This is a genomic window from Actinomyces sp. ZJ308 (assembly GCF_011752065.1).
Lineage (GTDB): Bacteria > Actinomycetota > Actinomycetes > Actinomycetales > Actinomycetaceae > Actinomyces.
On the sequence record NZ_JAAIJY010000002.1, the window covers coordinates 193,503 to 217,908 of the forward strand.

A 24,406-nucleotide genomic window follows, 5' to 3' on the forward strand; every position below is an offset into this window, starting at 1 on the left:
CCGGGCGGGAGCGCTCAGCGGCCGTGGGTGGTGGATTCGACCCCCTCGCGGCTGAGGGTGAAGCCCTCTCCGCTGACCTGGCTCCAGCACTGCATGCCGTTCTCGGTCGAGGTGCAGGCGAAGCTGGAGTTCTTGGCCGAGAAGTTGTAGTTGAGGCTGCTGCCGCTGGGGGTGAAGGTCGATCCGCAGGACTGGCTGGACTGCCCGTTGGTGCCGACCTTGACTGTCAGGGGCCGTGAGGCGGGGCAGGCGGGCGTCGCGGCGTGCTCGTTGATGGTGCAGGTCACCTCGTTGTCGCCCAGTGTGCAGGTGATGTTGCCGCTGGGGGCGTTGAAGGCGGACATCTCCTGGGCCCCGTTGGGGGCGGGCGCCTTGAGAGTGGGCGTTGCCGAGGCGCTGGGAGTGGCCGAGGCCTTGGGGGAGGCTGAGGCGGCGCTCGGGGCGGCGCCGGCCCCCTGGCCGCTCTGGGCCGTGGCCTGGGTCTGCGAACCGGTCGCCGAGTCGCGGCCGTCGCCGCCGGAGAAGTACCAGGACGCCAGGAAGATCAGGATGATGATCACGATGAAGGCCAGGATCAGCAGGATGCGGTTGGACGTCAGGAAGGAGGACGGGGTCGAGGGCTCGTCGTCCTCGGTGCCGACGCCGAAGACGCCGGCACCGCCGTCGGTGGCGGCTGAGGCCTGCGTGGCGGCGGGAATGACCGGGCTCTGGGCCTGAGAGACGTTCGCCGACTGCTGGAAGGTCTGCTGCAGGGCCGGCTGGACCGGCCTGGCCGGTGACTGGGACGGAATGGCCTGGGTGGGGTGGAAGGTGGGGTCGGAGACGGTCGGGTCGCCCGAGGCCCGGAAGCGGTCGACCTGGGTGTTGGCGCCGGCCGCGCTGAAGGCGCTGGACGCGCTCGCGGCGCTCCTCGAGCTGGTTGCGGAGATCGCGGAGGTCCCGGAGGACCCTGAGGTTCCAGAGGATGCGCTGCCGGGCTGGAGCGAGCGCGGCAGGGTCACCTGAGTCGGAGCCTCCGAGGACCCGGCCGACGGCGACCCCGGCTGGGTGCCGGGGGGCGAGACGACCGCCAGCTGGGGCTCGCCCTGAGGCGACTGGGCCGACTGAGGCTGTCCACCACGAGAGGCCAGGGCGGCGTCGACCGCGGGGTCGCCCAGGGTGCCCAGCCATTCCAGGAGGGCGGGATAGGTCCGCGGGTTGGCGGCGATGTAGGGGCGCAGGCCGGGGTAGTTCTGTGCCAGCTGGTGGAGGGTCTCCAGCTCTGCGTTGGGATCTTGCGCGCGCGCGACAAGCTCGTCCTTGGCCTGAGACATGCTGGGTCCTTCGGGGGTCGGGAAAATTGCGTCGGTCCAGGTTGTGACCGGCACCTGGCTCCGTCGTGGATAGGGTGTCGGGACCACCTGCGGTGCCGAGTCAGGGAACGCGGTACCGCACTGGTGGCGCATGGGCCGGAGAACCGGCCGCGCAGAAAGACTACCTGAGGAGCCTGCGGTGCTGACTGCCTGACGGGTCACGGCCACCCGTGACAACCCGTGAGAAGCGGTCGGGGACGAAGAGGATGGAGGAAGGAACGGATGCCCCGTGCCGGAAGGAGGCGGCGGCGCTGCCGACCGCCTCCGGCACGGTAGAGTCTCCCGTATGGTGGAATCTCCGCCGTGGTGCGGTGGTTCAGGAACGGGTGCTGGGGTTTACTAGGGGGGTGCAAGCAACGCAGGGAAAGGGAGACGATGACCGAGCACGTTCGTGCTGACGCCGAGGCCCTCGTGATCCGCGGCGCAGACGGCGCCGGGCCCTCCGAGGTCGTCGTCGGCGCGGCCACTGACGTGGGGCGCCTGCGCACGATCAACGAGGACGGCTACCTCGCCATCGCCCCGGCCTTCGTCGTCGTCGACGGCATGGGCGGGCACGCCGCCGGCCGGATGGCCACGCAGGTCGCCCTCGACTCCCTCTACTCACTGGCCGGGACGACCGTCACCGACGTGGGGACCGTCGTCCACGCGGTGATGGCCGCCCAGGAGGCGATCGTCTCCATCCCGTCCCACGCCGCCTACCTGCCCGGCGCCACGATCGCCGGCGTCGTCCTGGCCTGGATGGAGGACGAGCAGGGAGTCACCCGGCCGACCTGGATCATCTTCAACATCGGGGACGCCCGGGTCTACCTGCTGCGCGACGACATGCTCTCCCAGGTCACCCGGGACCACTCCCGGGTCCAGATCCTGGTCGAGACCGGGGAGATCACCCCCGAGCAGGCGCGGCGCGACCCTCGCCGCAATGTCGTCACCCGCGCGCTGGGGGGAGGCATCGCCGACTCCGCGGTCCCCGATCTCTACAGCGTCCCGGTCGCCGCCGGAGACCGGCTGCTCATCTGCTCCGACGGCCTGAGCGACGAGCTCGACGACGAGGCCATCGCCACCGTGCTGGCCGCCGGCTACACGGCGCAGCGCACGGCCGAGCTCCTGGTGGCGGCCTCCCTGGAAGGGGGTGGCCACGACAACACCACGGCCGTCGTCGTGGACTCCGTCGAGCTCCCGGTCTCCGCCCCGACAGCCGCCCTCGACGGCACCCCGACCCAGGAGGCGCAGTGACCGCATCACCTCTGCCAGGCGAGCGCGTTCCGCTGCCCGAGGGGCTCACGCGGCTCTCGGACGGCTCTCTGCGGGCCGACGGCGTTGATGGCGTCGCCGTCATCACTCCGGCTGCCGGGGCCGCCTCGCGCACCGTCTCCGTCGAGGCGGGACTGCGGGTCCTCCAGGCCCTGGGGGGCACCTACCTGCCCAGGGTGGGGCCCACGGCGTCGACTGCGCAGGCCGAGGGGGACACGACGTCGACCACAGCACCGACCACGACGGCGCGGCAGACCGGCCTGCGGCCCGTGGAGGCCTGGGATGACGAGGAGGCCTCCGACGGCTCCGTCGGCATCGTCCCGGCGGATCCCGGTGACGAGACCACCCTGCTCAGGCCGGTCGCCCTGGTGACGGAGCTGCCGCAGGACCGGGATACGGCCCCGACGCTCCTGGAGACTGAGGACGTCTGGAGTCCGGACACCGATGAGGACCCTGGTGAGGACTCTGATGACGTCGTGCCCGTCGCGCATGCCGCGGAGCCCGCCGGTAACCGCAGCGCGGAGGCGAGCGCCGCAACGGGCCGGCTGGGCCGCGATGAGGACGGGGAGAACGAGAAGGACAGGGAGGACAGGGAGGACTCTGCCGCGGAGCCCGTCGTGCCGAGCCTCGCCGAATCCTCTCCCGAGATGCTGGAGACGGGCGTCTGGGAGGATCCCGACGACTCCCCTGAGCCTGTGGGCGCGAGCCGGCAGGACGCTGAGGCCGACGGTTCTGACACTGATGGCATTGGCCTGTTCCCGGACTACCCCGAGCCGGAGCCCGGATCGGGGCGTCGACGTCGAGGCGCTCACCGGGCCCCGTCGGCACCCTCGGCGAGCTCGGGAAGCCAGCCGACGGCCGACACCCCCACCGCGCCGGACAACTCCAAGAGCAAGCAACCCCAGCCGGTTCGTGCCCCCCAGCCTCTGGAGGCACTGCCCAACACCGAGGTCGTCTCCGCCTCCGAGGCCGCTCTCATCGCGGCGCCGCCGGTGCGGGCGTCGATCTGTCCCCAGGGGCACGCCAACCCGCCCGAGCTCCGGGACTGCCTGACCTGCTCCCTGCCCCTGACGGGCGTGTTCTCCTACGTGCGCCGACCGGCGCTGGCCACGCTGACTCTGTCGACGGGAGCCGCCGTCGAGGTCGCCGGTGACGTCGTCGTGGGACGGGCCCCCCAGCTGCAGCACGGGGGTGATCCGCACATCGTGGCCCTGGTGGCGGTGCCCAGCCCGCAGCACATGGTCTCGCGCTCCCATCTCATGCTCACGACCTCGGGGTGGAGCATCCTGGCTCAGGACCTCGGCTCCTCCAACGGCACGGTGCTGGCCCGCCCCGGTGCGACCCCCGTCCTGCTGGGCTCGGGGATGCCGACGCCGGTCTTCATGGGGGACCTGATGGATATCGGCGACGGTGTGACGCTTCGTGTTGATCCACCGGCATGGCTGCGACCACGAAGTGGGTGAGGTCATATTCTGCTCGACGATGCTTCGCCGGTGCGGAACCGGGTTCTCGGCAAGACTTGTCGTAGGCGCCGACAGCACCTCGTTGCAACGTCAGACAAGATCAGACAGCACCAGACGGCACTGGACGGATTGGTGCTACTGCGGCCCCGTCGCTCCGTTGCTGACCGCTCCGGAACGAGACCGGAACTGTGGAAGGAGAACTAATGAGTGACCTGACCTGGACGGAGATGCCGGAGGTCAGTCCCGAGCAGCCCGACGAGCTCGTCCTGGACTTCTCCGGCGAGATCTACCGGGTCGCTTCCACCGACACCTTCGTCATCGGCCGAGGCGGCGACCTGGACATCGACGACAACCCCTACCTCCACCGCCGCTTCCTGGTCTTCGGCTTCTCCGAGAGGCTCTGGTGGATCGCCAACGAGGGGAGCCGGCTGTCGGCCACGCTGACCGACGGCGAGGGGCTGGTCCAGTCGCGACTGGCCCCCGGAGCCCGCATTCCCCTGGTCTTCCCCCGGGTGATCCTCACCTTCTCCGCCGGACCCACCACCTACGAGATCATCCTCATCACCTCCGGGGAGGACCACTTCTCCGGGATCGACGGCGTGCGCCAGTCCTCGGGGCAGACCACTATCGGGGTGACCCCGATGACCCGTTCCCAGCTGCTGCTCGTCCTGGCCCTGTCCGAGCCGGTGCTCAAGCGGGCCGGGACCGGAGCCGCCGAGATCCCCTCCTCCGCGGCGGCCGCGGCGCGCCTGGGATGGCCGTTGACCAAGTTCAACCGCAAGCTCGACAACGTCTGCGAGAAGCTCGACCGGGTGGGGGTGCGCGGGCTGCGCGGCGGACGCGTTGCGGGAGCGGCCTCCAACCGGCGCACAGCACTGGTGGAGCACGCCGTGTCCACCCTCATGGTCACGGCCGAGGACCTCTACATGCTGGATGAGGAGCAGGCCGCCAACCAGGCGCCTGGCGACCAGACGGCCGAGCGCTCGGTCAGCACTGCTCCAGTGGCGCAGAGCTCGTCATCGGCACCGAGGCGATGACGTGGCACGAGGTGAGATGCGCGACCGGGGTGACGCCGATCTGCCCGAGGGGTCGGAAAGCGAGAGTGAGACGGGCGGGTCCCGGGAGGCCTTCTTCGAGGAGGTCCTGGAGGGCGACGCCGAGGAGCGTGATTCCGCGGAAGGTGGTCGACGCCGTCCCGCGCGTCGCCGGGGGCGACGCTGGATGGTGGTGCTCCTGGTGCTCGTCGTCGTTCTGACGGCCGGGGCCGTCGGGGCGGAGTACCTCGTGCGCGGACAGGTCGATGCCGCGGTGCGTTCCGCCCTGCCGGGGCTCAGCTCGGACGCGAGGATCGCCACCAGGGGGATCGTCCTGCGCCAGCTCGTCGGCGGCTCGCTGGACAGCCTGACGGTGGACTCCGAGAGTCTGGAGATCACCTCCCGGGGCGAGGGCGGAGGCACGGTCACGCTCAGCGACGTCGACGTCGACCTCAGCCGCATCAGCCTGCGTTCCCCCTACCCGGCCGGCACCGTGACGGCATCGGCAACGATCGACTGGCGGCAGGTGGCCGCGCTCGCCGCCCGGTCTCATCCGAGGATGCAGGGCATGACGCTCAAGGCCAAGCGGACCGGCACGAGTGCCCAGGAGCCGGGAGCCATCCAGGCCTCGGCCTCCCTGCTCGGCCTGAGCGGCGAGGCGGAGATCGTGCCGTCGGTGGGGTCCGACGGCAGCCTGGTCCTGACCATCACCTCCACCCGCATGGGAGGGGAGCAGACCGGGGTCGACGTCGGGGATGACAGCCTGCTCAGCTATGTCGGGCTGGACTCTTCGCAGATCACGGTCCCAGCCGACTCCCTGCCTCGGGGACTGCGCCCGACCAGCGCGATCGTCACCGACGACGGGATCCGGCTGAGCATGGCCGGAAGCCGGGTCAACCTCGGCCAGATGTGAACCGGAGGTCACCGGCTCCAGGACGATTCGTCTCACATTTCCTCTGAAGTGACGTGATAGCGGCGAAAGGTGAGTGAGACTGTGCCGGGCCCGTGGGGAGGACTCTCCCCTCCCGGGTGCCCCAGCCGGCGTCGGCTCGTATAGCCTGCCAACGCGTCGCCCTTCCGGGCGTGAGCACACGGCGCGAGGAATCAAGCCAGAACCGACCAAGGAGAACCATGAGCATGCAGCCTGAGCACCGTACCCAACCCGGCAGTCAGCCGGGCGGCTGGGGCAGTGGTCAGCCGACCGGGCAGCCGACGGGACAGCCGACCGGGCAGCCAGCTGGTCAGCCGACCGGGCAGGGAGGCCCGGCCATGGTCCAGCCGCCGCCGGCGTTCCCGCCTCAGGTCGATCCGCAGGCCTCCGGGGCTCAGGCGTCCCCCTCGGCGCCGTCATCGTCCAGGGCGACGGTTCCCGGCTACCCCTCCGGGCCGGCGGCGCCGGCGGAGGAGAAGGTCGGCACCGGCCCCCTGCCCTCCCGTGAGGCGCTGCGCTGTGAGGCCCGCGCCGCCTCCAGCCGACGCGGCGCCGGGGACGCCGACGTGGAGCGCGCCGGCGTGCTGCTCAAGGCGGTGGCGGATATCTTCTCCCAGCGGGTCGTCGGCCAGGAGCAGCTGCGCACGGCGCTGGTCACCTCGCTGATGTCCAGCGGCCACATCCTGCTGGAGTCGGTGCCCGGCCTGGCCAAGACCACCGCCGCCCAGACGCTGGCCTCCGCCGTCTCCGGCTCCTTCCGTCGCATCCAGTGCACCCCCGACCTCATGCCCAACGACATCGTGGGCACCCAGATCCTCAACTCCTCCACCGGTGAGATGACCACCCAGCTGGGGCCGGTTCACGCCAACATCGTCCTGCTCGATGAGATCAACCGGTCCAGCGCCAAGACCCAGTCGGCCATGCTCGAGGCCATGCAGGAGCGCCAGACCTCCATCGGCGGCGTCGTCTACCCGCTGCCGCACCCCTTCATGGTCCTGGCCACCCAGAACCCCATCGAGGAGGAGGGCACCTACGTCCTGCCCGAGGCGCAGATGGACCGCTTCCTCATGAAGGAGGTGCTCACCTACCCCCGGCCCTCGGAGGAGGCCGACGTCCTGGACCGCATCTCCAACGGCGCCTTCGACAAGCCCGTGACCGGACGGCCCATCTCCACCGACGACGTCGAGTGGCTCCAGCGGGCCGCCGAACGGGTCTACGTCGACCCTGTCATCAAGCAGTACATCGTCGCCCTCATCAACACCTCCCGCGGCGGAGGACCGCGGCCCGTGCCCGGCCTGGACCGGCAGGTGCGCGTGGGCGCGTCCCCGCGCGGCGGCATCGCGCTGATGAAGGTGGCCCAGGCCGTCGCCCTGCAGGAGGGGCGCACCTACGTCATTCCCGACGACGTCCGCCTGCTGCGCCACGGGGTGCTGCGCCACCGGCTGGTGCTCACCTATGACGCCCTGGCCGACGGCGTCGCCCCCGAGGCGATCATTGACGCCATCTTCGCCGCCGTCCCCACGCCCTGAGCCCGGTGGGGACCAGCTGAGCGATGAGTATGGAGGCACCTGACGCTCTCGGAGCACCCGAGTCCGACCCCGGCGGCGGGCGGCGCGGCGCGCGGATCGAGCGCCTGCGCGCGGCCCTGAGCCTGCCGACCCTGCGCCGGGCCACCGGGCTGCTCGACGGGCGCCACAAGTCGGTCTTCGTCGGGCGCGGCCAGGACTTCGACGACATGTCCTTCTACCGGCCCGGGGACGACATCTCCGACATCGACTGGAAGTCCTCGGCCCGTCTGGGCCAGCCGGTCATCAAGCGCTACCAGCGCGAGTCCATGATGTCGATGGTCCTGGCCGTGGACACCGGACGGACCATGGCGGCGATGGCCCCCTCCGGGGAGGACAAGCGGGACCTGGCCCTCGGGGTCGCCGAGGTCTTCGCCTACCTGGCTCGCATGCGGGGCGACTCGGTGGCGCTCGTGGCCGGGGACGCCGGCCGGACGATCTCACGCCCGGCGCGCTCGGGGGCCAAGCACGTGGAGACCCTGCTGACCCTGCTGGCCCGCACCTATGAGGACCTCGACGTACCCGTCGAAGGAGCGCCCGACGGCGTCTTCGAGCTGGCCCCCGGCGCGCCCCCCTCCAGCCTGCCGCGGCTCATGGAGCGGGTGAGCACCTGGCACCGTCGTCGTAGCCTGGTGGTCCTCATCACCGACACCGCCCACCCCGGCCCCGACGCCGCGACCTGGCTGCGGCGCCTGTCGATCCAGCACGAGGTGATCGTCGTGCAGATCGAGGACGACGACCCGCTGCGCCCCGACGGCGGCCGCGGGCGGGACATCGACCTGCCCTTCGAGATCCCGGCCTTCCTGCGCGCCGACACCTACCTGGTGGCTCAGGCGGCAGCGGTGCGCGAGCAGTGGCGAGCCGCCGTCGAGCAGGTGCTCGACGCCCGGCACGTTGAGTACGGCGTCGTCTCCTCCGAGGAGACCCTCATCGACTCCATCGCCGAGCTCCTCCAGCGCGAGCGCGCCGCCGTGGCCCGAGGGAGGCGATGACCCGTGCAGATCATGCCCCCGGTTCTCATGCCGATATGGATGGTCATCGTGATGATCATCGGGCTCCTCCTGGTGAGCGCCTGGCTGCTGCGCACCTTCCTGGTGACCCGTAGAGACACCTCCCTCGAGGTCGGAGACATCCCGATGGCTCCTCGTGAGCGCCGTCAGTGGGGTGATCGCCTCACCGATATCACCCAGCGCTGGGACGGCGGGGAGCTGGACCTGCGCGAGCTGCACCTGGAGCTGGCGGCGCTGCTGCGCGGCTTCGCCGAGGCCCGCAGCGGCGAGGAGATCACCACCGCCACGGTCTCGGAGATCCTCGACATGGCCGATACCGCCGGCCCGCACTCGGTGGAGGAGCGCCGACGCAGCGTGCGCGAGGCGGGCCGTCCCCTCGACACCAACCCGCTGGGGCATGTCGGTGAGCTGCTCGCCGTGTGGGAGCAGCCCTCCTTCGACCGTGAGCCGGAGTCCGCCGCGCAAGAGGCCCTCAATCACGCACGGGAGGTGGTCACCCAATGGTGATGCCCTGGCTGTTCGGCATCCTTGTCGCTCTTGCCGTGGTGGCGGTCATCGCGGTTCTCGTCCGCGATCGCCGCTCGAACGGACTGTCCGGCTCCTCGTCCCGAAAGCGCCTGGTGCTGCCCTGGAGGCGTTCGGAGATCCAGCAGACCGTGGAGCTCCCGCGGCGCCTGGCGAACTCGGCGAGCCTGTTCCAGCTTCCCGCGGTGCGCTCCCGTATCCGGTCCCAGCGCCGGCTCCACGCGCTCCTGGCGGTTCTGCTGGCCGTGTGCCTGCTGAGCGCCTCCGCCATCGCCGGCCGCCCCGTACGCGTCACCGAGCGCTCCGACGCCCTGGCCAACCGGGACATCGTCCTGTGCCTGGACGTATCGACGTCGATGGTGAGGATCGACTCCTCCGTCCTGACCACCTTCGCCGACATCCTGGAGGACTTCGACGGCGAGCGCGTGGGGCTCGTGGCCTGGAACTCCGCGGCGCAGACCATCGTTCCGCTCACGGACGACTACGAGCTGCTGCGTCAGCAGATGGACGACCTGGGCGACGTCCTGGACATCGATCCGGACAATCCCACCTACAAGCAGGCGCTCAGGTACAGCGAGGCCTTCAGCGGGACCCAGAACCGGAGCATCAACGGCTCCTCCCTGGCCGGTGACGGGCTCGCCTCCTGCGCGCAGGCCTTCGACAACCAGGGCCTGGAGCGCTCCCGCTCCATCATCCTGGCCACCGACAACCAGGTCATCGACCCCGACAAGGAGCAGATCTACACCCTCCCCGACGCCGTCGACCTGCTGGCGGAGCGCAAGATCCGCCTGTTCTCCATCTACGGCGCCGACGACAAGCAGTCCCACCAGTACGAGCTCGACCAGAGCCCCGAGGACTCCCGCGAGGAGCTCAAGACCGTCACCGAGGGACAGGGGAGGGGACGCTTCTACGACGTCGAGGACTCGGGCACCGGCGGCGACATCGTCAAGCAGCTGGAGAAGACCGAGGTCAACGCGCTGGGAGGCCGGAAGCAGACCCGTCGCACCGACGTCCCCCAGACGCTCGTCATCACCCTCTCCCTGGTGCTTCTGGGCTATCTGGGGCTGACCACCTGGAGGCGAGCATGAGACCAGTTCCCATCATCGGAGACTTCGCGTTCATCCCGGTCACCTGGTGGATTCTCGTCCTCCTCGTGAGTGCCGCTCTGGTCACTCTGCTCATCGTCTCCCGCCGTCGACTGGACCGTGATGCCGCCGAACCGGTCGCCCGCTGGGCCTGGTGGCGACGCCTGGCCATCGTCGTCGTCATCGTGCTGGCCATGGCGGGGCCGGCGATCCGTGGCAGCGAGGCCATCAGCGTCTCCAACGTGGAGATCTACATGGTGGTGGACCGCACCGGGTCCATGGCGGCCGAGGACTACCAGGGCAAGGGGCCCGACGGCGTCGACCAGGCGGCCTCCACCAGGCTCGACGGCGTGCGCTCCGACATGCGCGCCGTCCGGGACGCCTTCCCGGACTCCCGGTTCTCCATCATCGCCCTGGACAACACCGCGGCCACGGAGCTGCCGCTGACCCACGACACCAACGCCGTCGACTCCTGGATCGGCTCGCTCAAGCAGGAGGTGACGGGCCACGCCACCGGCTCCTCGCTGGAGGTGGCGCTGCCGCTGCTGGGCCAGTCCCTGGTCCAGTCCCGTCAGTCCGAGCCCAAGGACATCCGCCTCGTCTATATCTTCTCCGACGGCGAGGCCACCGATGACGGCCGCGGCGCCCAGGCGGCCGACAGCGCGGGCATCTCCTGGCAGTCGCTGGCCGGCCTCGTCGACGGCGGCGCGGTGCTGGGCTACGGAACCGCCGAGGGCGGGCAGATGCGCAGCTACGACGGCTCGGCCGCCACCGGCGAGCACACCCAGTCCGACTACATCGCCGACGGGGAGGGCGGACAACCGGGCGTGTCGAAGATCGACGAGAACGAGCTCCAGACCGTGGCCAAGGACATGGGGCTGTCCTACTACCACCGCACCGGCGGGTCGGGTGACGACCCGACGAGCGCGTTCACCAACCTGGACATCGAGGCCGTCACCTCCGACGGGCGGACCAAGACCAACGCCCGGGTCTACCTGACCTGGCCCCTGGGGATCATCGCCTTCGGCCTGCTGCTGTGGGAGATCATCGACCTCATGCGAGCCGACCGCCGCCTGCGTCTTCTCATGGGGAAGGGGAGATGATGACGACAGGAAACACTCCCGGAGCGGATTTCTCCCAGGGGGCTGGCGAGACCGCCGAGGGCGAGACGTTCGACTACCTGAAGGAACCGGAGTCGAACGCGTCCCAGGACGCCTCCGCTCCCGAGGACCCCCGACGGCGCGAGGCCCGCCTGCGCCGGCGCCGTCGGCTCCTCAAGATCGGCGGGGTGCCCGCCGTGCTGGCCACGATCATCTCCCTGTGGCTCGGGTCGATCTTCCTCATCTCCCTGGCCGGTAACCGTGCGGCGGCCGCCGGTCACTACGACACGGCGCTGTCCCGCTACCGCACGGTGGCCCGGATCAATCCCTGGTTGGAGCAGTGGCGCGTCTACTTCAACCTGGGGACCGGGCAGCTCGCCGCGCAGGATCCGACCGCCGCGGTCTCCACCCTCAACAAGGCGCTCACCAAGGCTCCGAGGGCCAAGAGCGACCCCCAGACGAAGGTGAAGCAGGCCGGCTCCCCGGAGTGCATGGTTCGCGTCAACCTGTACGTCGCGCACATCTCGCTGGCCACCCAGGCGCAGGAGAGCGGCAATGCGACGTTGGCGGACGAGCACGCCGAGGCCGCCAGGAAGGCCGCCGACACCTGCGAGGTGCCGCCCCCGCCCGAGCAGGACCCCTCGGCGACGCCCAGCTCGGATCCCTCGGCCACACCCAGCTCGGATCCCTCGGCGTCCTCCAGCTCCGACCCGTCAGCCAGTTCCAGCAGCGACCCGAGCTCGACGCCCAGCTCGGATCCGTCGGCCACGCCCAGCTCGGATCCCAGCGCAACCCCCAGCTCGGACCCGTCATCATCGGCCTCGAGCTCACCGGGTGAGACGGCCTCCAGCTCACCGACCCCGGCCGACGACCGGGCCCAGCGCCTGCGCGACCGCAACAACGGCGGCACGGGGTCCAGTGAGAAACCCGGCGGAGACGGCGGGGGGAAGCCCTGGTGAGCGGATCCGATACCGCGAGTGCCTCCCGGCTCGTGGTGGCGGCCGCGGTCCTGGACCGGCTCGAGCGCCCGACGACGCTGCTGTGCGCGGCCCGCTCCTACCCGCCCGAGCACGCGGGGCAGTACGAGCTGCCCGGGGGCAAGGTCGAGCCCGCCGAACAGCCCACTCAGGCCCTGGCCCGTGAGCTGGATGAGGAGATCGGCCTGAGCGCGCGCCTGGGTCCCGAGCTCCTCCCTCCAGAGAACCTGGCGGTCCCCGCCCCGCCGGGCGGCGGCCTCGGCGACGACGCCCCGGCCTGGCCGGCCATGCACGGATTCCGGATGCGGGTGTGGCTGGCCGAGCCGGCCCGGCCCGGAGAGCGGGGGCGGGCCGGCGCTGACCACCAGAGGCTGGAGTGGGTGAGCCTCGACCCGCCGGAACGGCTGGGACGGTTGCCGTGGCTGGAGGCGGACCTGCCGATCATCGACGCGCTGGTGGCGACGCTGGGTCGCTGACGACGCCGATGCCGGCAGGCGCTCGCCGGTTTCCTGACACTTCTATCACCCGCGTCATCTCGTAGGTTAGGGTGACCTCATGCCGAAGATCCTGGGTTCCTCACTGGCCGAGCATCGAGAGCGCACGCGCACGGCCCTGTTCCAAGCGCTCTCCGAGCTCATGAGCCAGCGCAGCTTCGACAAGATCACGCTGTCCGACGTCGCCAACCACGCGGGCGTGGGGCGCACGGCCGTCTACAACCACTTCGCGGACAAGGAGGACCTCCTCCTGGCGTTCATGGAGCACGAGGCCGGCCGCTACGCCGAGGAGCTCTCCCGCGCACTGGCCGGGACGCAGGACCCGATCGACCGCCTGCGCATCTACGTGCGTCAGCAGGCCCTCATCGCCCGCCACTTCCACTTCCCGACGTCGGGGCCGCTGGCCAACTCCGTCTCCCGCGGCACCGCCGGTCGCCTGCGGGCCCACGGCGCGCTCCTGGCCCAGATGCTCGCCTCGATCCTCACCGACGCCATGGACCAGGGGCTCATCCCCGCCCAGGAGCCCGAGCAGGTCATCCCCCTCATCCACGCCACCGTCATGGGCGGGCGCCCGACCCCCACGGACCCGGAGCGGCGCCGGGCCTACCTGGAGTCCTTGGACGCCTTCGTGCTGCGGGCGGTGGGAGCCAGCCAGCCGGCTCACGCCGTCCCGACCATCCCGCGTCCCCACGGCACCGAGCCGGTGGAGGGAACCGGCCGTTCTGGTTCGATTCGTCACACCGCGGTCGGCTGACAGCGTGCGCCGTGGGCTGCCGGGCGCACAGGTGCACCTGGCAGACTTCCGCCCGTGAACCTGAGTTGGACTGATACCTGGAACGACCTGCTGGCGCGCGCCTCGAGCGTCGTCGGCCTGGACCCCGGCGTCCTGTGGCCGGCGCTGGCGATCCTCCTCATCGTGCTGGCATGGGCCCCGGCCCGCCGCTGGGGACGGACCCTGGTGACGATCGTCCACGAGGCCGGGCACGCCGCCGTCGGCCTCATGGTGGGTCGGCGCTTCCTCGGCTTCGTCGTCAGCCGGGACCTGTCCGGGCACGCCGTGACCGCCGGCAAGCCCACCGGCCCCGGCCGGGTGGCCACCTCCTGGGCCGGCTACCCCGCCCCCGCGGTCCTGGGCGCCGTCGTCGTGCTCCTGGCGCTCCACGGCTGGGCGAGCGCGGTCCTGCTGCTCGGGCTGGTCCTCCTGGCGGTCCTGCTGGTCATGTCCCGCTCAGTGCGCACGGTCCTCCTCGTGCTGCTGGTGGCGGTCCTGACCGGCTCGCTGTGGTGGTGGGGCGGATCGTGGCGCGACGGCGTCGTGGCCGGGATCGGGCTCGCCCTCATCGTCGGGGCCTGGGACTCCCTGCGCGACGTCTCCGTCTCACGTGATCCGCAGCAGGACCACCGTACGCTGGCCCAGCTGACCGGCATCCCCGCCGGGGTGTGGCTGGCGACCTGGTTCCTCGTGGACGCGCTGGCCACCGGCGTCGTCGTGATGGCGGTGCGCGATCTCCTGTGAGGAGGGGGCCGGCGCCGGATGAATGGCCCCGAACCGGACCGTGGGCCGACCCGTGGTCCAAGATGGCCTAATCTTCCTCCTGGCGACGCCGAGCCCCGCGGGCCCGTCCGCCGTCCCCACCCGACGTCGATCGCCGTGCGCTCCCGCGCGCAGCCGGCGGCCGGGGCCCATCCCGCCCCCGGGCACCCCGGGATTCCCTCAAGGAGAACACATGATGCTGACCCGTCGGACCCTCGGCCTGACCACCCTGGGACTGGCCGTCTCGGCCACGCTCGCCGCCTGCTCGTCGACGTCCCAGGACGAGGCCACCGAGGAGGGCAAGATGGCGCTCATCGTCTCCGACGCGGGTGAGGCCGCCTCGGAGGAGCTGTCCAAGGCGGTGGAGGCCTTCACCAAGGAGACCAAGGTGGAGGTGGACGTCAGGACCGTCTCCGACATCTCCCAGGAACTGGCCCGCGGGATCACCGCCGCCCCGACCGTCGACGTCGTCGTCCTCAACCCGGCCCAGCTGTCCAGCTACGCCGGCTCCCTGCACGCCTGGGACCAGGGCTCGTCCGCCGTCAAGGACGCCCACCCCGCCCTGGTGACGAGCGCCACCAGGCAGGGGAGGATCAGCGCTGCGCCCAGGGACGTCTCCACGCTCGCCCTGTTCATCAACACCTCGCTGTGGTCGGCGGCGGGCCTGAGCGAGTCGGACTACCCCACCACCTGGGAGCAGCTCGAGCAGGTGGCCGCCGCCCTGACCTCCGACGGCGTCGTCGGACTGACCCTGGATGCCTCCTACTCGCGCGTCGGCGCCTTCATGGTCCAGGGCGGCGGGGGGCTGACCAGTGCCGACGGCACCCGGGCGACGGCCTCCTCCGAGGGATCGGTCGCCGGACTGACCGAGGTCAAGAACCTCCTGTCCTCCGGCTCGGCCGGTTGGGGCGCCGACCTGCCCGCCGGGTCGGCGGCGGACGCCTTCGGCCAGGGGCAGGCCGCCATGGTGGTGGAGACGGACGCCCTGGTGAAGACCCTGGCGGATGTCTACTCGGGCGTCTCCTACACGGTCGTCGAGCTGCCTGCCGGCAGTGGCGGCAAGGGGACCCTGCAGTTCCCCACCTTCTACGGCGTGGTCGAGGCCTCCAAGCACAAGGCCGACGCCATCAGGCTCGTCGAGTACCTCAGCGGCGCCGAGCGGCAGGTGGCCCTGGCCGGCGCGGCGGGGACAGTGCCCGCCGGCCGCTCCGCCGGTGAGACCTGGAGGGGCAAGCACGCCGACCAGGCCGCCTTCCTGGCCGGCGTCGAGTACTCACAGGCCGTGCCCTCCGCCCCCGGTGTCTCCGACGTCATCGCCAACCTCGACAACGAGCTGCCGGGGCTGGCCGCGGGCGACCCCGCCGGCATCCTGGCCGGCGCCCAGGTGAACCTGGAGGCTCTCCTGTCCTGACGCGGCGGGCGACAGACGACAACGAGGGCCCGGACCGTGACGGTCCGGGCCCTCGGCCTGGAGCGGGTGACGGGAATCGAACCCGCGCTGTCAGCTTGGGAAGCTGAAGTTCTACCATTGAACTACACCCGCGTGGCACCGGTGGACCTGCGTCCCAGGTGCGTGCGGAAGTCTAACCCAGACTCCGGCCGTCTGCGCAAATCGATCTCAGGGACTCGCCGGCTGTGTCGGCGGTCGGCGGGGTGCCGGCGCACTGCCGTCCTCACCGTGGACAGGCCCTGCCGGTGATGGCCTCTGCCGTTAGAATCGCAGATGTTCTTCCGGACACCTCGACGCATGCGGTGAGTACATGACCTATCCGACCGATCCCTACGATCCCGCCTCGGGCCTCCAGCCGGATGCACCGGCGCTTCCACCAGGATCCTCTGCGGGGGAGCACCCGGGGGCTGAGTACCCGCCCAACGCCGGTCAGCCCGGTGACGGAGCGCAACCCGGATACGACCCACGGGCGGGCTACGGGCCCCAGCCCGGTTACGGTCCCGGCTATGCTCCGCCGCCCGGATACGGCCCCTATCCGGGCTACGGCCCCGCCCCGGGCAAGTCCAAGGTGGCCGCCGGTATCTTGGCGCTGCTCATCGGCACCCTCGGGATCCACAACTTCTACCTCGGTTACACGGGCAAGGGCCTCATCTAGCTCCTGGGCTCGCTCCTCAGCTGCGGATTCCTGGCCATCCCGATCGCCATCTGGGCCTTCATCGAGGGGATCCTCATCCTGACGGCCCGGCCGGGTGAGCCGCCGTGGGGCGTCGACGCCGATGGTGTGCCACTGACCGGCTAGGTCGTGTTGCGAAACTAGGCCCGCGGGGATCTCTCAGAGCCGCAGCAAGGCACGCGCCTCGTCGCGGTCGTAGGGTAGGTCGCGCGTTCGAGGGGTAAAGGGTACGACCGCGCGACCTACCCTACGAACCCGCGGATGCCTCGCCGTGCTTTCGCAACACGACCTAAGGCACGAGGGAAGTCCGCGTGGGAAGTCACTGGCGCCGTCGGAAGACTCTGTTCCGGCACTCCCCGCCGACCTGGCACAATCGGGCCCGTGCTGCTCTCCGACCGCGATATCCGCACCGAGCTCGACGCCGGACGGGTCGTCCTCGACCCCTGCGACCCCGAGATGATTCAGCCGGCCTCCATCGACGTGCGCCTGGACCGCTGGTTCCGTCTCTTCGACAACCACCGCTACCCGGTCATCGACCCGGCCGCGGACCAGGAGGGCCTCACTCACCTGGTCGACGTCGGCGCCGACGAGCCCTTCGTCCTGCACCCCGGCGAGTTCGTCCTGGGGGCCACCTACGAGCGCATCACCCTGCCCCACGACGTCGCCGCCCGCCTGGAGGGCAAGTCGAGCCTGGGCCGCCTGGGCCTGCTGACCCACTCCACCGCCGGGTTCATCGACCCCGGCTTCACCGGGCACGTCACCCTGGAGCTGTCCAACACGGCCACCATGCCCATCAAGCTCTGGCCGGGGATGAAGGTGGGGCAGCTGTGCTTCTTCCGCCTGTCCAGCCCCGCTCAGGCCCCCTACGGCTCGGGCGCCACCGGCTCGCGCTACCAGGGGCAGCGCGGACCGACGGCCTCGCGCTCCCACCAGTCCTTCCACCGTACCCGTATCCCCGACGCCCCGGCGGCCCCCGCCGACGGCGCCGGTCCCGTCTCCCAGGAGAAGCACGCATGAGCGACTCGACCGACTTCGCCGTCTCCCTGCCCACCGACACCGGCACCTTCACGGCCTCCTCCATGCTGCCGGTCGGCCTGCTGGACACCAACCACGTCCTGCTCCTGGCCGACGACGTCGCCCCCGACGAGGTCGAGGCCCTGGCCCTGTCCCAGGACATCCAGGCCGGCTGGGTGGGGGTCTCCAGCCTGCAGCTCTTCCCCGGGGTCTCCCTGCTGGGGCCCTGGCAGGTCGACGCCGAGATGCGCAACCTCCTCGGGGCGCCGGAGTGGACCACCCAGCTGATGATCCTGGACTGCCCCCGAGTGCGCGCCGGTGCCCTGCCGGCCGAGCTCGCCGGCCTGGACCCGCTCTCCGACGCCTTCCCCAAGGCTCAGCCCACCGGAGCCGAGCTGGTGGCCCTGACCCGTCTGCGCGCCATCGCCCGGCGCCTGGCCGGTGCCCTGCGGCTCATTCCCGGTGGGGACACGGAGGAGCCGGTCCTGGTCGAGCCCAGTCCCGAGGTCTCCGCCTCCCTGACCGTCTACGCCCCGGTGTGGCTCGGCCCGGAGGACCTGGCGGCCGTCCTGCGGCCCGTGGCCCCCGAGGTGACCACGGCCCTGGAGGCCGTCCAGCCCCGGGGCGCCGTCGGACTCGACGCCATCGATCCCGAGCAGCTCGAGAGCCTCGTGGAGCGCATCGGCCCGGAGGTCTTCGAGAAGGCCTGGCGCGGCTCGGAGAAGGTCCGCCAGGACACGATGCGCCAGGAGATCGTCGCGGCCGCCACCGGCAACGTCATCGAGGAGCTGCGCGACGGCTACGCGGTCGTGACCCCGGTCGACCCCGAGCACGAGGGCTGGGGGCGTATCGAGGTGCGCGCCGGCGCCACCGACGGGCTGCCGCTGGCGGTGCGCGGGGAGCCGTGGGCCCGCGGGGCGGTCCTGTCCTACGACCTGCGCTGGATCCCCCAGGACCAGGCCGACGCCTACGCCGAGGTGGTCTCCCGCTCCCGGCGCCGCGAGCGTCAGACGGCCCGGGACCTGGTGGAGGAGCTGGCCACCGTCCTGGTCTCCGCCGTCTCCGGGGTCGCCGTGGACGACGACGGATTCCTCGTCTCCCTGGGCGAGGACGCCGAGGAGGCCTGAGACCCGGGCCGGGGGCGCTCGGCGCCGGGACCTCTCCGAGCCGTGAGGTGCTCGACGCCGGCCCGCGCCCTTCCCGCGTCCCAGTGCCAGCCGGTGAAGCGCCGGGCATCAACGAGCGCCCGGGCCCAGGCCACCGGCTCCTCGCCGCGCTGCGCCCCCACCGCCAGGTAGTGGCGCAGGAGGCCGGCGGCGGCCAGGGCGTCGTCGAGCGCGTTGTGGTGGCGGCCGATCTCCACGCCGGCCACCTCGCAGCAGGTGGTCAGGCGCCGCGACGGCGTTGTCATGAAGTGGCGCGCCCACTCCATCGTGCACACCCGCGGCACCCGCGCACCGCGGTCGAGCAGCCCCCGAGTGCCCAGCGCCTGGGTGAGGAAGCCGACGTCGAAACGGGCGTTGTGGGCCACGACCGCCCGCCCGGCCAGGTCGGCCACGAGCAGGTCGGCGACGTCGTCGAGCCGGGGCGCCCCGATGAGCTCCTCGGCGACGAGACCGTGAATGTGAGTGGGGCCGACGTCCACGTCCGCGCCGGGGTCGATGAGCGTGGACCAGCTGCGCTCGACCCGTCCGGTGGCGTCGGCGAGCACGAGCGCGATCTCCAGGATCGAGTCCGTCGTGGGGGACAGGCCCGTGGTCTCCAGATCGACGACGGCGTAGCCGACATCGGCGGCCCCGGCCGGCTCTGCGGGTGCGGGGGCGGCATCCGCCTGCGCGGGGGCCGCGGGGGCCGTGGGGGAGAGGGGGCGCAGCGGTCCGCGGTCGGTGGGCGGGCGGTGATAGAAGGGCATCGCCCCGATCCTCTCGCGAGCAGGCCCGATTCGCAGACTCGTGGCGCGCCGAGTTCTGTGCGGCCCCGTGCTGGCCGTCCCCGGGCCCGGCTCGGACAGGGCTCGCGACCGCGCTCTGCGGCTCGCGGAGGCGCCGGGGCCTCAGGTCTGGAGGCGTAGGGTACGGTCGCGAGGGAGCAGGCCTCCCGTGTTGAGACACGATCCTGGTGAGGAGAAGCGATGAGCACCCCGGACACCTCTCAGGCGGATGCCGCCGCCCTGCCGGCCCTGGCCGACTTCCCCTTCCCGACCGCCCTCGTGGTCACCGGTGCACCTGCCACTGACGGCGTGCTCCTCGAGGCGGGCGAGGTCGACGAGATCCTCCCCTTCGCCTCGGTCACCAAGCCGATCGTCGCCTGGGCGGCCCTGGTAGCCGTCGAGCGGGGGTTGCTGGACCTGGACGCTCCGGCAGGCCCTCCGGCACCGGAGGGCGCGACCATCGGGAACCTGCTGTCCCACTCCTCGGGGATCGCCGCCGACTCCGACAAGCGCCTGGCCGCCCCGGGCACGCGGCGCATCTACTCCAACCGCGGCTTCGAGATCCTGGGGGACCGGCTTCAGGAGGCCACCGGCACACCCCTGGAGACCTGGGTGGAGACCACGGTGCTGGAGCCCCTGGGGATGGCCAGCGTCCTCGTTCCCGGCTCACCCGCCCACTCCGGGGAGGGCAGCGCCCGGGACCTGTCACTGCTCGCCCGCGAGCTGGCCGCGCCGAGGCTCGTCTCGCCCGCGCTCGCGGCTCGGGCCTGCGCGCCGGTCCTGCCCGGGCTCGACGGCGTCCTGCCCGGCTACGGGCGCCAGGTCCCCAATCCTTTCGGTCTGGGGGTGGAGGTGCGCGGAGCCAAGTCGCCGCACTGGACCGGAGCGGGCAACAGCCCGCAGACCTTCGGGCACTTCGGCCAGTCCGGCTCCTTCATCTGGGTGGATCCGGTCGCCGAGCGTCAGGCCGTCTTCCTGGGAGCCGAGCCCTTCGGGGCGGTTCACCGCAAGACATGGCCCGCGCTGGGCGACCAGATCCTGGCGTTGTAGCGAGCACGGCCAGTCACAGCCGCCTGCTCGCCGGCTCCTTCGTCACTCGGCCTTGACGTTGAAGATGACGCCGGTGGTTGACTTGTCGTCGATGAGAGGCTTTTCCTGCTTCTGGGTGATGGGCGTGAGAGTGATCTTCAAGGCGTTGACGTTCGCGACGTTGACGTCGAAGGCGTGCGCGTCATTGAAGGGAACGTCAACCGTCTCGATCTCCTTGCCGTCGGCGAGGACCGCGACCCTCACCAGGAGATCGGAGCTCTCGGAGTCGTTGGCCTGACCGACGTTGAACGTGACTTTCTGGAACTTGTTGGCCAGGCGCAGCTCGATCTCACCGTTGTGCAGCCAGTCGAGCTTGGTGCCGACTCCCATGGTGTTGGTGGTGGAGGCGACGTCGTAGCGCTTCTCCTCCCAGCTGATGTCAGAGCTGGGCAGCTGGAAGTCTGAGAGCCGGAGTTCGCGTCCCTTGCTGTTCTCCGGGGTGAGGCCGTTCGTGGTGGCCTCCGCCGAGGGGTCGCCGGAGGCGGTGGCGGATGCCGCGCCGGTGGCGCTGGCCGTGACTGAGGCCGACGCGGAGGCGGAGGCTGATGCGGAGGCGCTGGGGGTGGCTGATGGGGAGGGGGCGGCGGTCGTCGCCTCGGGGGTCGAGGACGTTGATGGTGACGAGCCGAAGGGCAGGCTGCCGCAGGCGGCCAGGGACAGGGTGGCGACGGGAATGAGAGCGGTGGCGATTCGACGTGTGGGAGAGAGTTGTGAGGAGCTCATGACGCAGAGAATAGCGACGCCGGTCGGTGGATTCTGCTGTGATTCCGGAGTCCGGTACAGGAAGAATGAAGAAGTATTAGAATTCGACCGATTGAGGTAATATATTTGTGGGTCATGTGAAGCGGTGTCATTATTGGCATATCGGGGTGCTGATGAGAAATTTGCAGGTCTGCTGCAGAGGTGATTGCGGGTCGTCCCTGCCGGGATGGGTAGTATTCCCCTAGGGCCTTGGTCTTATTTATCTGTGTGGGTCATGAATTCCTGCCTGAGCGACGCCAGGATCCGTATCGCGTCGAGAGGCCGTGCTTATTCCGGTGGGCGTCATCGCGGCGGCGGGCTCACTGCCCGGATCGGGACAACCACCTGAGGGCGAGAGCGCCCAGAGCCGCGCACAGGAGCACGGCCAGGGCCACGGCGAGGTGAAAACCGTCGACGAAGGCCGCCTTCGCCTGGTCGACGACGGAGGCGGATCTCGCGGCGTCGAGACTCTCCCCGACAGTGGGGGCCGTGCCGGGGCCGCGAAGGCGGAACACGAGGGTCGCCGTCGAGCCGAGGAGGGCGATGCCCAAGGCGTTGCCGACCTCGTTGGAGGTCTCGGCGATCGCTCCGGCAGCCCCGGCGCGCTCCGGGGGAACAGCTCCGACGGCGGTATCGGCCACCAAGGAGAAGGAGATCCCGTAACCGACCCCGGCGACGGCCGTGGAGGCGATGAACCAGCCGACGCCCGCGGCGGTGCGAGTGAGCAGCAGGAGGGCCAGCCCGCCGGCCATCGCGACGTGGCACGTGAGCAGAGCCCTGCGCTGACCGATCCGGTCGGCCAGGGCGGGAGTCAGGACGCAGGACGTCGTCAGGACGAGTGCGCCGGGAAGGGCGAGCAGCGCTGCGGTGAGAACCGACAGTCCCAGGACGGACTGCAGGTAGACGCCGCTGAGGTAGGCCGCCGCGGACCACACGACCAGCGAGATCACGCCGGTGAGGATGGCGATGGTGAAGACCCGGCCCTTGAACAGCCCGACGTCGACCAGGGGATGCTCCAGCCGACGCTGTCTCATGAGGAACCAGGTCAGCAGGCCGGCTCCCGCAGCCGCCGACATCGCGACCAGTGGAGACAGGCCGTAGGCCGCCGCCCGTTTCACGGCGTAGACGGACAGGAACATGCCGGTGGCGGACAACCCGATGCTGAGGAGGTCCACTGCGGCGGGGCGGGCGGCTCTGACCTCGCGCAGGACGAAGGGCGCCATGAGCAGAAAGACTGCGACGACCGGCAGGTTGATGAGGAACACCGAGCCCCAGGGGAAACGGTTCAGCAGCAGCCCTCCGATGACCGGGCCGATGGCGAAGCCCGCGGCGAAGGTGGCTGCGAAGATCCCGATGGCCCGGGAGCGCAGGCGGGGGCTCACGAACAGCTCGCTGAGCACCGCGAGCCCGGAGGGCAGGAGCGTCGAGCCGCCCAAGCCCATGACCGCGCGTGAGGCGATCAACCAGCCGGGGGAGGGCGACAGGGCCGCCAGGCCCGAACCGACGCCGAAGACGAGAACCCCGCCGAGCAGGAACCGCAGGCGTCCGAACCGGTCGCCGAGGTTGCCGAAGGTGATGAGCAACGAGCTGACGGCGAAGCCGTAGATGTCGAGGATCCACAGCGCCTCATCGGCGCTGGGCCCGATGGACCGGGTGATGGTGGGCATCGCCAGGAAGAGCACCGAGCCGTCCATGGAGACCAGCAGCACCGGGCCGAGCACCACCAGAAGGCCGAGCCAGGCGCGCCGCGGAGCGCGGTCGACGTCGTCGAGGGAGCCGGATGCCGAAGGAGGGTGAGCGGGCGCGTCCGTCGTGTTCATGCCCATCATGCTCAGGGGCTCCGCCTCCGCCGGCCACGCCCCTGGGGTGGGTACACCCCGTAGGGGTAGGCGCGGCGGATGGCGGCCGCCTACGCTGAGTGGAACATTGTTCGGGACGGTTGCGAGCGATGGTGCGGAGGTGGGATGGAGACGGCGAACACCACGGCGGAGGTCTCCGGCGAGACGCTGGGAGCGTTCCTGAGGACCTGCCGGGACCGGGTGACGCCGCAGGCCCTGGGACTGAGCTCCTATGGGACGACCCGACGTGTTCCGGGGTTGCGGCGTGAGGAGCTCGCCCAGCTGGCCGGGCTGAGCGCGGGCTACTACACCCGGCTCGAGCAGGGGCAGGCGGGTCGCGCCTCCTCCCAGGTGCTCGACGCCCTGGCCCGGGTCCTGCGGCTCGACGGCGTCGAGACGACGCACCTGCACAACCTCGCCCGCGGTCCGGCTCTCTCCCGTCTGGAGGTGCCGGACGAGGAGGAACCCGATTCGCACGTGCTCGCTCTCCTGCACGCTCTGGGGGAGAGTGTCCCGGCCGTCCTGCTGGGGCGGCGAGGAGATGTCCTGGCGTGGAATCGGACCGGTCACGCCCTGCTCGCCTCGCACCTGGACTACGACTCGCCGCGTCTTGCCGGCACCAGGCCGTCCATTCCTCGAATGTTCTTCCTCGATCCCGTGCACCGAGACCTGTACCGCAACTGGGAGGATCTGGCGCGCATCCACGTGGGCTACCTGCGTCTGACGGCGGGGGCGCACCCCACGGATGCCTACCTGGCCGGGCTCATCGGCGAGCTCGCCATGCGCAGCCGGGTCTTCTCCCGGCTGTGGTCCACCGGCGAGGTCGCCGACTGCACCACCGGTCCGATGGATCTGGACCATCCGGATACCGGCCGTGTGGATGTCGACTATCAGATCTGGCTCCAGCCCGACAGTCCCGACCACCGCCTCGAGGTGTACACGCCGCGGGATGGCGCGTCGCATGATGCGCTCAGGCGCCTGGCTGTCCGGGCTTCCAGCTAGTGTCGCGTGTCGTTAGTTTGTTTTTGGTTGGCATTTGGTGAGGATCTCGTCGGGGGTCTTGGTCCAGGCCAATGGGTGGCAGCGTTGGTTCCAGCCGTTGATGAAGGCGCGGATCTTGGCGTTGAGGTCCTTCACGGAGGTGAAGACTCCTCGGCGGATCGCCTGGCGGTCGATGACGGAGAAGAAGATCTCGACCATGTTGAGCCAAGAGGCGCTGGTGGGGGTGAAGTGGACGTGGATGCGGGGGTTGGCCTCCAGCCAGGCGCGCACCTCGGGGGTCTTGTGGGTGGCGTAGTTGTCCATCACCAGGTGCAGCTCGTCGTCGGGGTAGGCGCGCGCGACCTGGCG

General features: G+C 70.8%; 22 protein-coding genes, 1 tRNA gene and 2 pseudogenes. 19 read left to right on the forward strand and 6 right to left on the reverse strand.

The genetic code is table 11. The features are described 5' to 3' along the window. Positions 1 to 14: 14 nt before the first annotated feature. Positions 15 to 1,313: a hypothetical protein gene (locus HCR68_RS01800; protein ID WP_167145598.1), complete on the reverse strand. Its 1,299-nt coding sequence runs from the start codon at positions 1,311 to 1,313 to the stop codon at positions 15 to 17. A gap of 414 nt (positions 1,314 to 1,727) precedes the next feature. Here HCR68_RS01800 and HCR68_RS01805 point away from each other — a divergent pair, with 414 nt between their 5' ends. From HCR68_RS01805 to HCR68_RS01870, 14 genes are all read left to right on the forward strand, one after another. Continuing rightward, positions 1,728 to 2,585, forward strand: a complete 858-nt coding sequence (locus HCR68_RS01805; RefSeq protein ID WP_167145600.1) for a protein phosphatase 2C domain-containing protein — start codon at positions 1,728 to 1,730, stop codon at positions 2,583 to 2,585. After that, positions 2,582 to 4,066, forward strand: coding sequence for a hypothetical protein (locus HCR68_RS01810; RefSeq protein WP_167145601.1), 1,485 nt, complete (start codon positions 2,582 to 2,584; stop codon positions 4,064 to 4,066). The genes HCR68_RS01805 and HCR68_RS01810 overlap by 4 nt, the downstream gene beginning before the upstream one ends. Positions 4,067 to 4,269: 203 nt before the next feature. Then, positions 4,270 to 5,103, forward strand: a complete 834-nt coding sequence (locus HCR68_RS01815; RefSeq protein ID WP_167145603.1) for a hypothetical protein — start codon at positions 4,270 to 4,272, stop codon at positions 5,101 to 5,103. A gap of 16 nt (positions 5,104 to 5,119) precedes the next feature. Further along, positions 5,120 to 6,013: a DUF2993 domain-containing protein gene (locus HCR68_RS01820; protein WP_167145685.1), complete on the forward strand. Its 894-nt coding sequence runs from the start codon at positions 5,120 to 5,122 to the stop codon at positions 6,011 to 6,013. Positions 6,014 to 6,231: 218 nt separating this feature from the next. Next, complete coding sequence (locus HCR68_RS01825) at positions 6,232 to 7,560, forward strand: AAA family ATPase (protein ID WP_167145605.1); 1,329 nt, start codon at positions 6,232 to 6,234, stop codon at positions 7,558 to 7,560. 23 nt (positions 7,561 to 7,583) lie between these two features. Next, a complete protein-coding gene (locus HCR68_RS01830; RefSeq protein WP_167145607.1) occupies positions 7,584 to 8,588 on the forward strand; it encodes a DUF58 domain-containing protein in 1,005 nt (334 codons plus the stop codon). Positions 8,589 to 8,591: 3 nt separating this feature from the next. Continuing rightward, entirely contained in the window at positions 8,592 to 9,113 is a 522-nt protein-coding gene (locus HCR68_RS01835) for an alpha-amylase (RefSeq protein WP_167145608.1), read from the forward strand. Beyond that, positions 9,107 to 10,219 carry a VWA domain-containing protein gene (locus HCR68_RS01840; protein WP_167145610.1) on the forward strand — a complete coding sequence of 371 codons (1,113 nt, stop codon included), beginning with the start codon at positions 9,107 to 9,109 and terminating at the stop codon, positions 10,217 to 10,219. Before HCR68_RS01835 ends, HCR68_RS01840 begins: the two co-directional genes overlap by 7 nt. After that, positions 10,216 to 11,319, forward strand: coding sequence for a VWA domain-containing protein (locus HCR68_RS01845; RefSeq protein ID WP_167145612.1), 1,104 nt, complete (start codon positions 10,216 to 10,218; stop codon positions 11,317 to 11,319). The genes HCR68_RS01840 and HCR68_RS01845 overlap by 4 nt, the downstream gene beginning before the upstream one ends. After that, positions 11,319 to 12,275, forward strand: coding sequence for a hypothetical protein (locus HCR68_RS01850; RefSeq protein ID WP_243858875.1), 957 nt, complete (start codon positions 11,319 to 11,321; stop codon positions 12,273 to 12,275). The genes HCR68_RS01845 and HCR68_RS01850 overlap by 1 nt, the downstream gene beginning before the upstream one ends. Continuing rightward, positions 12,272 to 12,769, forward strand: coding sequence for an NUDIX domain-containing protein (locus HCR68_RS01855; RefSeq protein ID WP_167145616.1), 498 nt, complete (start codon positions 12,272 to 12,274; stop codon positions 12,767 to 12,769). The genes HCR68_RS01850 and HCR68_RS01855 overlap by 4 nt, the downstream gene beginning before the upstream one ends. A gap of 79 nt (positions 12,770 to 12,848) precedes the next feature. Continuing rightward, on the forward strand, positions 12,849 to 13,541 hold the full coding sequence (locus HCR68_RS01860) for a TetR/AcrR family transcriptional regulator (RefSeq protein WP_167145618.1): 693 nt from the start codon (positions 12,849 to 12,851) through the stop codon (positions 13,539 to 13,541). A gap of 54 nt (positions 13,542 to 13,595) precedes the next feature. After that, a complete protein-coding gene (locus HCR68_RS01865; RefSeq protein ID WP_167145620.1) occupies positions 13,596 to 14,303 on the forward strand; it encodes a M50 family metallopeptidase in 708 nt (235 codons plus the stop codon). Positions 14,304 to 14,514: 211 nt separating this feature from the next. After that, a complete protein-coding gene (locus HCR68_RS01870) occupies positions 14,515 to 15,732 on the forward strand; it encodes an extracellular solute-binding protein (protein ID WP_167145622.1) in 1,218 nt (405 codons plus the stop codon). Positions 15,733 to 15,790: 58 nt separating this feature from the next. On the opposite strand, the gene HCR68_RS01875 is transcribed toward HCR68_RS01870, so the two are convergent. Further along, a tRNA-Gly gene (locus HCR68_RS01875) sits at positions 15,791 to 15,864 on the reverse strand. Between the two features lie 217 nt (positions 15,865 to 16,081). Between HCR68_RS01875 and HCR68_RS14115 the strand changes: the two genes are divergently transcribed. From HCR68_RS14115 to HCR68_RS01890, 3 genes are all read left to right on the forward strand, one after another. Next, entirely contained in the window at positions 16,082 to 16,426 is a 345-nt protein-coding gene (locus HCR68_RS14115; RefSeq protein WP_243858876.1) for a TM2 domain-containing protein, read from the forward strand. A gap of 399 nt (positions 16,427 to 16,825) precedes the next feature. Beyond that, positions 16,826 to 17,461, forward strand: coding sequence for a dCTP deaminase (dcd, locus tag HCR68_RS01885; RefSeq protein ID WP_167145624.1), 636 nt, complete (start codon positions 16,826 to 16,828; stop codon positions 17,459 to 17,461). Beyond that, entirely contained in the window at positions 17,458 to 18,585 is a 1,128-nt protein-coding gene (locus HCR68_RS01890; RefSeq protein ID WP_167145625.1) for a hypothetical protein, read from the forward strand. The genes dcd and HCR68_RS01890 overlap by 4 nt, the downstream gene beginning before the upstream one ends. Here the strand turns inward: HCR68_RS01890 and HCR68_RS14120 are convergent. Then, positions 18,585 to 19,370, reverse strand: a pseudogene (locus tag HCR68_RS14120) (3'-5' exonuclease); the annotation flags it as partial. The gene HCR68_RS01890 and the pseudogene HCR68_RS14120 overlap by 1 nt on opposite strands. Positions 19,371 to 19,589: 219 nt before the next feature. Between HCR68_RS14120 and HCR68_RS01895 the strand changes: the two are divergent. Further along, a complete protein-coding gene (locus tag HCR68_RS01895; protein ID WP_167145627.1) occupies positions 19,590 to 20,438 on the forward strand; it encodes a serine hydrolase domain-containing protein in 849 nt (282 codons plus the stop codon). Between the two features lie 42 nt (positions 20,439 to 20,480). Here HCR68_RS01895 and HCR68_RS01900 read toward each other — a convergent pair whose 3' ends face one another. Further along, a complete protein-coding gene (locus HCR68_RS01900; protein WP_167145629.1) occupies positions 20,481 to 21,200 on the reverse strand; it encodes an NPCBM/NEW2 domain-containing protein in 720 nt (239 codons plus the stop codon). Positions 21,201 to 21,538: 338 nt separating this feature from the next. Further along, a complete protein-coding gene (locus HCR68_RS01905) occupies positions 21,539 to 23,038 on the reverse strand; it encodes an MFS transporter (protein ID WP_208320469.1) in 1,500 nt (499 codons plus the stop codon). A gap of 144 nt (positions 23,039 to 23,182) precedes the next feature. Here HCR68_RS01905 and HCR68_RS01910 point away from each other — a divergent pair, with 144 nt between their 5' ends. After that, positions 23,183 to 24,058, forward strand: coding sequence for a helix-turn-helix transcriptional regulator (locus HCR68_RS01910; RefSeq protein ID WP_167145633.1), 876 nt, complete (start codon positions 23,183 to 23,185; stop codon positions 24,056 to 24,058). Here HCR68_RS01910 and HCR68_RS01915 read toward each other — a convergent pair. Next, positions 24,055 to 24,406, reverse strand: a pseudogene (locus HCR68_RS01915) (transposase); the annotation flags it as partial. The gene HCR68_RS01910 and the pseudogene HCR68_RS01915 sit on opposite strands and share 4 nt — an antisense overlap.